The sequence below is a fragment of the Actinacidiphila sp. bgisy160 genome (assembly GCF_965342435.1).
In the GTDB taxonomy this organism is placed as follows: Bacteria; Actinomycetota; Actinomycetes; order Streptomycetales; family Streptomycetaceae; genus Actinacidiphila.
This window is the reverse complement of sequence record NZ_CBDRCM010000004.1, coordinates 34,613-45,915: the sequence shown is the minus strand read 5'-3', so window position 1 is coordinate 45,915 and position 11,303 is coordinate 34,613. Positions and strand designations below refer to the sequence as shown.

Sequence of the window (11,303 nt, the reverse complement as noted above, 5' to 3'; positions counted from 1 at the left end):
GTCAGTCCACCAATCCGGTCATCACGGAGACGGGTACGACGAGGAAGCCGGCGGTCAGCGCGGCCGCCAGCACGTTCGCCGTGATCTTCAGCGCGCGGTCGCGGCGCTTGTTCACCGCTCCCAGGGTTTGCGCGGCGCTCCAGAAGCCGTGCCTGATGTGCATGCCGAGGGCGAGCATCGCGACGATGTAGAGGATGTCCACGTACCAGAGCTGGAAGCTGGCCACCAGATTCTCGTACGGGTGGTGCTCCTTGCCCAGCGGATTCACGGTGAGCGTGGTCTGGTCCAGGATGTGCCAGACGATGTAGAGGCCGAGGATGACCCCGCCCCACCGCATCGTGCGGGTCGCGTAGCTCGTACGCGGCCGCTTGTGCTCGTACTTCGTCGGGCGCGCCTTGATGTCGCGCTTGCTCAGCTGGTAGGCGGCGACGCCGTGCAGCACCACCGCGACGACCAGTCCGGTGCGCTGGATGTACAGGTACCAGCTGTTGTGCAGGGCGGGCTCACCGATGGTGCGCAGCCACGCCGCGTACCCGTTGAACTCCCCCGGGCCGAAGAAGATCTTCAGATTCCCCAGCATGTGCGCGACCAGGAACAGCAGCATGATCACGCCGGTCCCGGCCATGACCGCCTTCTTGCCCACGGTCGAGCCCCACAGTGCCCGTAGGAGCGAAGGGCGGCGCCCGGTGCCCGTCGTCGCCCTCGTCCTCGTCGTCGCCAAAGCCATGCGCTTGACGCTAGGTCTGCCTGCCACGACAGGTCCAAGACATGTTCCGGCTCGTTTCGATAGGGCACGCCTATCGTGGGTTAGGGTGCTGGCATGCAGCTGCAGCAGCTCGTGTACTTCCTGGCGGTCGCCGACACCCTGCACTTCACCCGCGCCGCCGAGCGCGTCCACGTCGCCCAGCCCTCCCTGTCGCAGCAGATCAAGGCCCTGGAGCGGGAGCTGGGCGCGAACCTGTTCAGCCGCGCCCGCGGCAACATCGCGCTGACCGACGCCGGGGAGGCCCTGCTGCCGCTGGCGCGCCGCATCATCGCCGACACCGAGACCGCCACCCAGGAGGTCCAGGAACTGGTGCACCTGCGCCGCGGCCGGGTGCGCCTCGGCGCGACCCCCAGCCTGGCCACCGGCCTGCTGCCGGACGTGCTGCGCGACTTCCACGGCCGCTACCCCGGCATCCGGCTGGTCGTCGAGGAGGGCGGCTCACGCGACCTGGTGCGGGAGCTCGCCTCCGGCAGCCTCGACCTCGCCCTGATCGTGCTGCCGCTGCAGAGCCACGACCCCGCCCTGGACGCCACGCCGCTGCTCCACGAGGACCTGGTGGTGGTGACCGCCGCCGACGCGCCGCCGCCCTCCGCGGGCCCCATCGGCGTCGCCGAGCTCAGGGACCGGCCGCTGGTGATGTTCCGCAGCGGCTACGACCTGCGGGAGCTCACCGTCGCCGCGTGCCGGGCGGCGGGTTTCGAGCCGCGCTTCGCGATCGAGGGCGGCGAGATGGACGCCGTGCTGGGCTTCGTGGAAGCGGGCCTCGGGCCCGCGGTCGTGCCCAGCATGGTCGCCGGGCGCCGGCCCAGGCTGCGCACGACGCCCTTCGAGGCCCCCGGACTGCAGCGCACCGTCGCCCTGGCGCACCGCAAGGACGCCGAGCCCCCGCGCGCCGCCCGGGAACTACGCCGCGTGCTGCTGGAACACGTACCGACCTGAGGCGCAGGGGGGCCGACGACGGCACGACGCCACCGGGAACGCCCGGAGGGCATGCGCGCGCCCGCACCTGCCCTCCGGGCCACCGCCGGGAGCCGGTGGACGACGGCCTAGAAGACCGGCACGCCGCCGCGGGTCAGCTTCCAGTCCTGCGAGCCGAACTGCGCCGGGTCGATGGAGCCGTTGGCCTGCACCCAGGCGATGATGGTGTTGCGGATCTCCTCGGAGTTCGCCCACACCTGCTGCGCCGTGGCGACGGCGGGGAAGTTGCCGCCGCCGTTGGCCCGGTAGTTGTTGACGGCCAGGACGAAGCGGGCCGACTCGTCGATCGGCGCGCCCTGGAAGAGCACGTTCGACACCCGCGAACCGGCGGGCCGCGAGATGTCGATGTCGTAGGTGACACCGCTGACCACGTCGTAGTTGTAGTCGGGCGTCCCGCCGGCGTTCGTCAGCTTCGAGACGTCGACGACCGCGTCGGGCGCCGTCTGCACGAAGTAGTTCGCGGAGAACTCGATGTACGCCTTGATCTGGGCACCGGTCAGGATCCGGGCCTCCAGGGTGTTCTCGAAGACGTACAGCCCGGCGACGTCGCGGATGGTGACCTGGCCCGCCGGGATGGCGGCCGTGCGCGAGAAGCACGCGGCCTGCGACAGCACCGGCAGGGAGGCGTGCTCGGTCCCGGCGAGCGCCGCCCTGACCGTCTCGGCCTGGACGAAGTTGATGAAGTCGATGATCGGGGTGTCCTTGTAGGGGGACTCCTCGGCCGACATCGCGGCGGCCGACGTGCCGATCACCTGGTTGACGTACGCCACGACCTCCTTGTGCTCGTCCGTGAGCAGCCGGACGATCCGCGGGTCCTCCTCGACCGTGTTGGAGTTGAGGACGGACGCGCCGACGGTGACGACCTCCCACTTGCCGCGGACCAGCTCCAGGTCGAAGTCGAAGACGGTGAGGCGCTGGCCCCACTTCAGCGGCTCGGACAGCACCACGCCCTGGCCGGTCTGCTTGTTGGCCACCACGTACTCGGGGATCTCGGAGTGGGCGTGGCCGACCAGGATCGCGTCGATGCCGGGCACCTGCTCGGCGACGAGCGCCGCCGCGTTCTCGATCCAGGGCAGCTGGTCACCGTAGGAGGAGGTGCCGGAGGAGCCGCTGTGGGCCGAGACGACGACCACGTCGGCACCCATCGCGCGCAGCCGCGGCACGTACTTCGCGGCCTGCTCCTCCAGACCCGGGAAGGTCATCCTGCCCTGCACGTTGGCCTTGTCCCAGATCGCGATGCCGGGGTTGGTCAGGCCGAGGACCGCCACCTTCACGTCGGGCGCGCCCTTCACGCGCAGCCGGTGGAAGGAGTACGGCGGGAAGGCCGGGCGGCCCGTTCGCGCGTCGAGCGCGTTGGCGCCGAGCAGCGGGAAGTCGCACTGCTCCTCGAACTTGCGCAGCACGGGGATGCCGTAGTTGAACTCGTGGTTCCCCAGCGCCGCCGCGTCGTAGCCGATGGCGTTCATGGCCTGCGCCATCGGGTGCACCGGGCCGTGCTTGGCGGTGATCGGGTCGACCCTGGCGTAGTAGTACGACAGCTGGGTGCCCTGGATGGTGTCGCCCGCGTCGATGAGCAGGGTATTGCCCCGGCCCTTCGCCGCGCGCTGCTGCTCGACCAGGGTGGAGATCTTGGCGAGGCCGACGTCGTTGTGCGCCTTGTCGTCGTACTCGGCGTCGGTGAAGTAGTCCCAGTTGAAGACGTTGCCGTGCAGGTCGGTGGTGCCGAGGACGCTGAAGGAGTACTTTTTCGGCGCGTGTCCGTGCCCTTGGCTGCCGGTGGCCTGGGCCGGAGCCGCGCCGGCCACGGCGCCCGCCGTGCCGGCCAGCGCGAGTCCCGCGCCGGTGGCGGCGGACCGGTTGAGGAAGTCCCTGCGGTTCAGCGGCATACGTCGGCTCCTGGAATCCGGGGCGCCCCGGGCGGTCACCAGGGCGGGATGATCGTCTGTTTGTGGTGTTAACGCGCGTAGATTCTGGCGCAAGCGTGCTCCCGGCAACACCCCCGCCAGGTTGCGAACAGATGACTCGTCACGGCCGCACCTGACTGGCAGGGTGGGACACATGACCACAGAACCGGCCAGGACGTATCCGACGCCCGAGACCCCGCACGTGGGAGTACGGGGTGAGGCGACCCTCGAGGTCGAGCCCGAGCTCGCCCGGATCGCCGTCACCGTCAGCGCCCGCGGCACCGACCGCCGTGCCACGCTGGACGACCTCAGCCGGCGCAACGCGCAGGTGCTCGACCTCGTCAAGGGCTATGCCGACGCGGTCGAGAAGCTGGAGACCGGTGCCTTCGTGATCACCCCCGAGCTGCGGGAACGGGGCCGCGGCGAGCGGGTGCGGGCGTACCACGGCAGCGTGCGCGTGGGGGTTGCCCTCACCGACTTCACCGCTCTGGGGGAGCTCACCACCCGACTGGCCGATCTGGAGCTCGCCCGCGTCGACGGTCCCTGGTGGTCGCTGCGGCCCGACTCCGCGGCCTACAGCGAGGCCCGCCGGCAGGCCGTGCGCGACGCGGTGCAGCGCGCCCGCGAGTACGCGCAGGCGCTCGGCGCCCGCCTGGTCGCCCTGGTCGAACTGGCCGACGAGGGAGTGCAGCAGTCGGCGCCCTTCCGTGCCCGTCCGGCGATGCGGACCGCCGCCTTCGCGGCCCCCGGCGGCGCCGGGGAGATGGCCCAGGCCCTTGACATGGAGCCGGAGCGACAGAGCGTGTACGCGCAGGTCACCGCGCACTTCACCATGACGGCGCCGGACCTGTCGGGCTGAGGGCGGCGTCCCCCGGTGGTGTGCTCATCAGAGCGGACTTCAGCTCACTTCACCACTTGTCAACAACCGTCAAGCAGGCAGACGTTGGACAGTCGCCTTCCATGAGGGCCCTACTGTGAAGTAGGTCATAGGCTCGCTCCATGCGCCGAGCAAAAATCGTCTGCACCCTCGGGCCCGCCACCGATTCATACGACCAGATCAAGTCCCTGGTCGAAGCCGGTATGGACGTCGCCCGCCTGAACATGAGCCATGGCTGCCACGCCGATCACGAGGAGCGTTACCGGCGCGTGCGAAAGGCCGCCGACGAGAGCGGCCGCAGCGTCGGCATCCTCGCGGACCTTCAAGGCCCGAAGATCCGGCTGGGACGCTTCGCGGAAGGCCCCGTACTCCTTGAACGCGGTGACGAGTTCACGATCACCACCGAGGAGATCGAGGGCGACCGCCTGATCTGCGGCACCACCTACAGGGGCCTGGCCGCCGACGTCACGCGCGGTGAGCGGATCCTCGTCGACGACGGCCGCGTCACCCTGGAGGTCACCGGCGTCGAGGGCTCCCGGGTCCGCACCCTGTGCATCGAGGGCGGTCTGATCTCCGACAACAAGGGGCTGAACCTCCCCGGTGTCGCGGTCTCCGTGCCCGCCTTGTCCGAGAAGGACGTCGAGGACCTGCGCTGGGCGCTGCGCACCGGTGCCGACTTCATCGCGCTGTCCTTCGTGCGCAGCGGCCGGGACGCCGAGGACGTGCTGCGCATCATGCGCGAGGAGGACCGCCGGGTCCCCGTCATCGCCAAGATCGAGAAGCCCCAGGCGGTCGACAACCTCGAGGAGATCGTCGCCGCGTTCGACGGCATCATGGTGGCCCGCGGCGACCTCGGCGTCGAGATGCCGCTGGAGGCCGTGCCCATGGTGCAGAAGCGCGCGGTGACCCTCGCCCGGCGCAACGCCAAGCCGGTGATCGTCGCGACGCAGATGCTGGAGTCGATGATCGGCTCCTCGCGCCCCACCCGCGCCGAGGCCTCCGACGTCGCCAACGCCGTCATGGACGGCGCCGACGCGGTCATGCTCTCCGGCGAGACCAGCGTCGGCAAGCATCCCGTCGAGACGGTCCGGACCATGGGCCGGATCGTCGCCGCCGCCGAGGAGGACATGCTGGCGGCCGGCCTCCCGCCGCTGACCGGGCAGAACAAGCCCCGCACCCAGGGCGGCGCCGTCGCGCGGGCGGCCGCGGAGATGGGCGACTTCCTGGACGCCGAGTACCTGGTGGCCTTCACCCAGTCAGGCGACACCGCCCGGCGGCTCTCCCGTTACCGCTCGCCGATCCCCGTGCTGGCCTTCACCCCCGAGCCGGCCACCCGCTCCCAGCTCAGCCTCACCTGGGGCGTGGAGACCTTCCTCGGCCCGATGGTGCAGACGACCGACGAGATGGTGGACCAGGTGGACGAGCAGCTGCTGCGCATCGGGCGCTGCCAGGAGGGCGACATCGTCGTCATCACGGCGGGCTCGCCGCCCGGCGTCCCGGGGACCACCAACCTCGTGCGCGTGCACCACATCGGGGAGGACGACTCCCCTTCGCGCCACTGACGTAGCCGACGCCGCGCGCCTCCCGGGCGAGCGCGAGCGACAGCAGCGCGGCGCCCGGCACAAGGGAGCGCCACGGCAGGCAGGAGGTCATCAGCAGCACCGCCTGCCGCCGGGACTTCACCTCCTCCCCGTTGACCGGGGCCCCGGTGACGAGGTCATCCCCGAACATGCGCCGGGTGGTGTCCCGGCCGTACGGCTACGCCGGCGCACCGTGGCGACCGGGAGCTGAAACGCGAACAGGTTCTACGGCGTCAGTTGACCGGGCCGGAGGCGGTGGCGCCCTCGGTCTCCGTCGGCGACGGGCTGTCGCTGGGGGATGCCGTCGCGCACGGGTCGGGAGTACCGGTCGGCGACGGGGAGGCCGTGGCGGTGGGGGTCGCCGTGGGCGACGCGGAGTCCGTCGGGCAGGTCGGGGGGTCCGTCGGGTCGTCCGTCGGGCCCGTGGTGGGGCTCGTCGTCGGGGAATCGGTGGGCGAGGTCGTCGGTGAGGGGTTCCCCGACGGGGTCCCGATCGTGCCGCTGGCGGTCGCGGTCGGGGTGGGCGACTTCGTCGGCCTGGGCGAGGTGCTCGCGTTCGGGGACTTCGTCGGCCTGGGCGAGGCCGTGGGGGACGCGGAGGACGGCGGGTTCTCCCCCGTGTCGCTGCCCGCGCCGCCGACGTCGGGGACGGAGACGACGTCACCCTTGCCGAAGTGGTCGTACCAGGACAGGACGGTGTTCAGGTACGCGGTCGAGTTGTTGTAGCCCAGGATCGCCTGGTGCAGGTCGCGTTCGACGGACAGGTCCCGGTTGCCCGCGCACAGGTAGCGGCCGGCGGCGAGCGCCGCGTCGAATATGTTGTTCGGGTCGGTGGCGCCGTCGTCGTTGCCGTCGGCGCCCCAGGTCTGCCAGGTCGACGGGATGAACTGCATCGGGCCGACCGCGTGGTCGTGGACCTTGTCCCCGTCCCAGGCGCCGTTGTCGGTATCCGTTATCTTCGCGAAGCCGTTGCCGTCCAGGGTCGGGCCGATGATCGGTGAGATCGTGGTGCCCTCGGAGTCGACGTTGCCGCCCCGCGCCTGGTTGGACTCGACCTGGCCGATCGCGGCCAGCAGCTCCCAGCGCATGTTGCAGCCCGGGTCGCTGGCGGCGAGCGCCGTCTCGGCCCTGCGGTAGGCCTCCAGGACGGTCGCGGGCAGGCCCGTGCCGTCGGTGGTCACCGTGCCGGTGCCGGTGCCCGGAGTGGCGGAGGTGCCCGGAGTGGGGGTGTTGAGTGGCGGGAGCTCGGTGAAGTACTCCGACGAGTTGCCGTCGATGGGGTCGCCGGGAGGGGGCACGATCGGGGCGCCGGCACTGGTGTTGAGGATGCCCGGCAGCAGTCCGGGAGCCTGGGAACCCGTCAGCGCCGCCATGGCCGCGGCGGCAACCGCGGTGCCCGCGACTCCCCTGCGGATCCGCCGTCCGTACCGCGCTCGCATACCCGTTGCCCCTCCCGAAAGCCGCGTCGCCCGTCTCCCTGCGTGGCAACCCTGGTGACCCTACGACAACTTCCTGAAAGGAGCCACCGTCCCGCAGGTCGCATACTGATCGGACCGATGTGTTCCGGAAGAGGTTGCATGCCGTTCACGATGAGTCATGCGTTGGCTGTGCTGCCGGGTCTGCGGCAGGACCGCGCCGGCACCGTACGGGGACGCGGCCCGCTCGTCGCGGCCGCCCTCGTCGCCGGCTCCTTCGCCCCCGACGTGCCCTTCTTCGCCGATTCCCTGGTGCGGGGCCTGTTCGGCTACGGGCAGCTCACCCACGCCCCCCTGGGCGTCGTCCTCGTGGACCCGGTCATCGCCGCCGGGCTGGTGGGCGGCTGGACGGTGCTGCGCGGCCCCCTGGTGGCCCTGCTGCCCGAGCACCGGCAGGCGGCCATCGCCGCCCTGGCGGGCGTCGGCGACCGCCTGCGGCCCTCGGCGCGCTCGGTCACGGCCTTGTGGGTGTCGGCCGTTGCCGGGGCGACGACCCACGTGGTCTGGGACGCCTTCACCCACCCCGGGCGGTGGGGCGTGCGCCTGCTGCCCGTGCTCGACCACGAGGTGCACGGCACCGCCCTGCACAAGTACGTCCAGTACGGCAGCTCGGCCGTGGCGCTGGCCCTGCTGGGCTGGTACGGGCTGCGCGCCCTGAGGGCCGTGCCCGAAGCGGCCGAAAACCGCCCCTCGCATGTGCCCCGGCTCTCGCAGCGGGCCCGGCGGCTCGCCCTGGCCGTCCTCGGCGCCACCACGGCCGGCGGAGCCGCCGTCCGGGCGGAGCAGTGGTACGGCGCGACCGGTGACGCCGCCGGGATGATCCCGGCCGGGCTCTTCGGCGCCGGGGCGGGGCTCGCCCTGGCCGCCGCGACCTGCGCCGGCGCGGTCCACCTCACGCACCGCGCCACCCGCCGCGACGGCCGGGGGGCCGGCGGTCAGTGGGCCGCCGACTCCCAGTCGGAACCGGCGCCCACGGAGACGTCCAGCGGCGCCCGCAACGGATAGGCGGCCGCCATCTCACGGCGGACCAGCTCCTCCACCGCGGCCCGCTCGCCCGGAGCCACCTCGACCACGATTTCGTCGTGCACCTGGAGCAGCAGCCGGGACCGCAGTCCCTCCCGGGCGAGCGCCGCGTCCACCTTCAGCATCGCGATCTTGACAATGTCGGCGGCCGAGCCCTGGATCGGCGCGTTGAGCGCCATCCGCTCGGCCATCTCGCGACGCTGCCGGTTGTCGCTGTTGAGGTCCGGCAGGTAACGGCGGCGGCCCATCAGCGTCTCGGTGTAACCCGTGACGCGCGCCTCCTCCACCACGCGCTGCAGATAGTCCCGCACCCCGCCGAACCGCTGGAAGTACGTCTCCATCAGGCCGCGCGCCTCGGCTGCCTCGATGCCCAGCTGCTGCGACAGGCCGAAGGCCGACAGCCCGTACGCCAGGCCGTACGACATCGCCTTGATCTTGCGGCGCATCTCGGCGTCCACCTGCTCCGGCGGCACCGAGAAGACGTAGCTGCCGACGGTGGTGTGCAGATCCTCGCCGGAGTCGAAGGCCGCGATCAGCCCCTCGTCCTCCGACAGGTGGGCCATCACCCGCAGTTCGATCTGGCTGTAGTCGGCGGTCAGCAGCGTCTCGTAGCCCTCGCCGACCACGAAGCCGCGGCGGATCGCCCGGCCCTCGTCGGTACGCACCGGCACGTTCTGCAGATTGGGGTCGGTCGACGACAGCCGGCCCGTGGCCGCCACGATCTGGCTGAACGTGGTGTGAATCCGCCCGTCCGGGGCGATCGTCTTGACCAGCCCCTCGACCGTCACCCGCAGCTTCGCCTGCTCCCGGTGCCGCAGCATGATCACCGGCAGCTCGTGCTCGGTCTGCGCCGCCAGCCACGCCAGCGCGTCAGCGTCGGTGGTGTAACCCGTCTTCGTCTTCTTCGTCTTGGGCAGCCCCAGCTCACCGAAGAGTACTTCCTGCAGCTGCTTGGGGGAGCCCAGGTTGAACTCGTGCCCGACCGCGGCGTGCGCCTCCTTCACCGCGAGCTGCACCTCGCCCGCGAACCGCTGCTCCAGGCGCTCAAGATGCTCGCGGTCCGCCGCGATGCCCGCCCGCTCCATCCGCGCCAGCAGCGCCGAGGTCGGCAGCTCCACCTCGCGCAGCAGCCGCAGCGCGCCGTCCTGCTCCAGCCGCGCGGCGAACGCGTCGCCCAGGTCCAGAACGGTGCGCGCCTGCACCATCAGGGCCTCGGACTCGGCCTCGTCGTCGGCGCCGAAGGCCAACTGGCCGTCCTCACCGCCCGCGGGGGCCAGCTCCCGCCCCAGGTACTCCACCGACAGGTCGTCCAGCGCGAACGAGCGGCGCCCCGGCTTCACCAGATACGCGGCCAGCGCCGTGCACATCGCGACCCCGTCCACGCTCCAGCCGTGCTCGGCGAGCACCCGCATCGCGTTCTTGGCGTTGTGCAGCACCTTCGGCCGGGCGGCGTCCGCCAGCCACGCCGCGAAGGCCCGCTCGTCCTTCTCGTCCAGCGCCGCCGGGTCGAACCACGCCGCCGGCCCCTGTGCCGTCGCCAGCGCCACCTCGGACACGCTGCCCGCGCCCAGCGCCCACGCGTCGACCGTCGCCACGCCCAGCGTCCCGCCGGCGTGCTCCACCAGCCAGTCGGCCAGCTCGCCCGCGGCCAGCACCCGGCCCTCGACGGCGACGCCGCCGGCGACCTCGCGCGCGCCCTCCTGCGCGGCGCCAGGGTCGGCCGCGTACAGCCGCTCACGGAAGTTGGGGTGGCGGAACTCCAGGGTGTCCAGCACCACGTTGAGCGCGTCCCGGTCGTACGGCTGCCGCCCCAGCTCCTGCGGCCCGCACGGCAGCTCCACGTCCCGCACCAGCTCCGTCAGCCGGCGATTGCGCTTCACCGACTCCAGGTGGGCGCGCAGGTTCTCACCCGCCTTGCCCTTCACCTCGTCCGCGCGCTCCACGAGTTCCGCGAACGAGCCGAACTGGTTGATCCACTTGGCCGCGGTCTTCTCACCGACGCCCGGGATGCCCGGCAGGTTGTCGGACGGGTCGCCGCGCAGCGCCGCGAAGTCCGGGTACTGCGCGGGGGTCAGCCCGTACTTCTCCGCGACCTTCCCCGGGGTGAACCGGGTCAGCTCCGAGACGCCCTTGGTCGGGTACAGCACCGTGACGTGGTCCGAGACGAGCTGGAAGGAGTCGCGGTCACCGGTGACGATCAGCACCTCGTACCCCAGCGCCTCCGCCTGCGTCGCCAGTGTGGCGATCACATCGTCCGCCTCGTAGCCCTCCGTGGCGAAGCGCCGCACGTTCATCGTGTCCAGCAGCTCGCCGATCAGCGCCACCTGGCTGCGGAACTCGTCCGGCGTCGCGGACCGGGTCGCCTTGTACTCCGGGAACGCCTCCAGGCGCCACGTGCGCCGCGAGACGTCGAACGCGACCGCCAGATGCGTCGGCTGCTCGTCACGCAGCGTGTTCGCCAGCATGGAAGCGAAGCCGTACACCGCGTTCGTCGGCTGGCCGGTGGTGGTGTTGAAGTTCTCCACCGGCAGCGCGTAGAAGGCCCGGTACGCCAGCGAATGCCCGTCCAGCAGGAGCAACCGGGGCCGCTCACCCCCCTGGGGTGCCGTGCCGGTCGCTGTGTTCGTCTTCTCTGCCTTTGCTGCCACGTCCCCGATCCTCCCACGCCCGACTGACACTGCCGGTCCGCCGCCTGGTCGT

At 71.6% G+C, this 11,303-nt stretch carries 8 protein-coding genes; 4 read left to right on the top strand and 4 right to left on the bottom strand.

Annotated elements, in window-relative coordinates; genetic code table 11:
* Position 1: 1 nt before the first annotated feature.
* A complete protein-coding gene (locus ACRWNP_RS05830) occupies positions 2 to 727 on the bottom strand; it encodes a succinate dehydrogenase cytochrome b subunit (protein WP_431959875.1) in 726 nt (241 codons plus the stop codon).
* Between the two features lie 93 nt (positions 728 to 820).
* On the opposite strand from ACRWNP_RS05830, the gene ACRWNP_RS05825 reads away from it, so the two are divergent.
* Positions 821 to 1,705, top strand: a complete 885-nt coding sequence (locus ACRWNP_RS05825) for a LysR family transcriptional regulator (RefSeq protein ID WP_431959874.1) — start codon at positions 821 to 823, stop codon at positions 1,703 to 1,705.
* Between the two features lie 107 nt (positions 1,706 to 1,812).
* On the opposite strand, the gene ACRWNP_RS05820 is transcribed toward ACRWNP_RS05825, so the two are convergent.
* A complete protein-coding gene (locus ACRWNP_RS05820; protein WP_431959873.1) occupies positions 1,813 to 3,630 on the bottom strand; it encodes a bifunctional metallophosphatase/5'-nucleotidase in 1,818 nt (605 codons plus the stop codon).
* Between the two features lie 172 nt (positions 3,631 to 3,802).
* Between ACRWNP_RS05820 and ACRWNP_RS05815 the strand changes: the two genes are divergently transcribed.
* Both ACRWNP_RS05815 and pyk read left to right on the top strand, forming a co-directional pair.
* Positions 3,803 to 4,507 (top strand): SIMPL domain-containing protein, encoded by a 705-nt coding sequence (locus tag ACRWNP_RS05815; RefSeq protein WP_431959872.1) that lies wholly within the window; start codon positions 3,803 to 3,805, stop codon positions 4,505 to 4,507.
* Positions 4,508 to 4,647: 140 nt separating this feature from the next.
* Positions 4,648 to 6,087, top strand: coding sequence for a pyruvate kinase (gene pyk, locus ACRWNP_RS05810; protein ID WP_431959871.1), 1,440 nt, complete (start codon positions 4,648 to 4,650; stop codon positions 6,085 to 6,087).
* Positions 6,088 to 6,338: 251 nt separating this feature from the next.
* Here pyk and ACRWNP_RS05805 read toward each other — a convergent pair whose 3' ends face one another.
* On the bottom strand, positions 6,339 to 7,544 hold the full coding sequence (locus ACRWNP_RS05805) for a hypothetical protein (protein WP_431959870.1): 1,206 nt from the start codon (positions 7,542 to 7,544) through the stop codon (positions 6,339 to 6,341).
* A gap of 138 nt (positions 7,545 to 7,682) precedes the next feature.
* Here ACRWNP_RS05805 and ACRWNP_RS05800 point away from each other — a divergent pair, with 138 nt between their 5' ends.
* Complete coding sequence (locus ACRWNP_RS05800; RefSeq protein ID WP_431959869.1) at positions 7,683 to 8,585, top strand: DUF4184 family protein; 903 nt, start codon at positions 7,683 to 7,685, stop codon at positions 8,583 to 8,585.
* On the opposite strand, the gene polA is transcribed toward ACRWNP_RS05800, so the two are convergent.
* A complete protein-coding gene (polA, locus tag ACRWNP_RS05795) occupies positions 8,516 to 11,251 on the bottom strand; it encodes a DNA polymerase I (RefSeq protein WP_431959868.1) in 2,736 nt (911 codons plus the stop codon). The genes ACRWNP_RS05800 and polA overlap by 70 nt on opposite strands.
* Between the last annotated feature and the right edge of the window lie 52 nt (positions 11,252 to 11,303).

What these genes read in the sequence shown, in the direction of transcription:
- ACRWNP_RS05830 (WP_431959875.1), bottom strand. Translation starts at nt 727, where the DNA reads ATGGCTTTGGCGACGACGAGGACGAGGGCGACGACGGGCACCGGGCGC.
- ACRWNP_RS05825 (WP_431959874.1), top strand. Translation starts at nt 821, where the DNA reads ATGCAGCTGCAGCAGCTCGTGTACTTCCTGGCGGTCGCCGACACCCTG.
- ACRWNP_RS05820 (WP_431959873.1), bottom strand. Translation starts at nt 3,630, where the DNA reads ATGCCGCTGAACCGCAGGGACTTCCTCAACCGGTCCGCCGCCACCGGC.
- ACRWNP_RS05815 (WP_431959872.1), top strand. Translation starts at nt 3,803, where the DNA reads ATGACCACAGAACCGGCCAGGACGTATCCGACGCCCGAGACCCCGCAC.
- pyk (WP_431959871.1), top strand. Translation starts at nt 4,648, where the DNA reads ATGCGCCGAGCAAAAATCGTCTGCACCCTCGGGCCCGCCACCGATTCA.
- ACRWNP_RS05805 (WP_431959870.1), bottom strand. Translation starts at nt 7,544, where the DNA reads ATGCGAGCGCGGTACGGACGGCGGATCCGCAGGGGAGTCGCGGGCACC.
- ACRWNP_RS05800 (WP_431959869.1), top strand. Translation starts at nt 7,683, where the DNA reads ATGCCGTTCACGATGAGTCATGCGTTGGCTGTGCTGCCGGGTCTGCGG.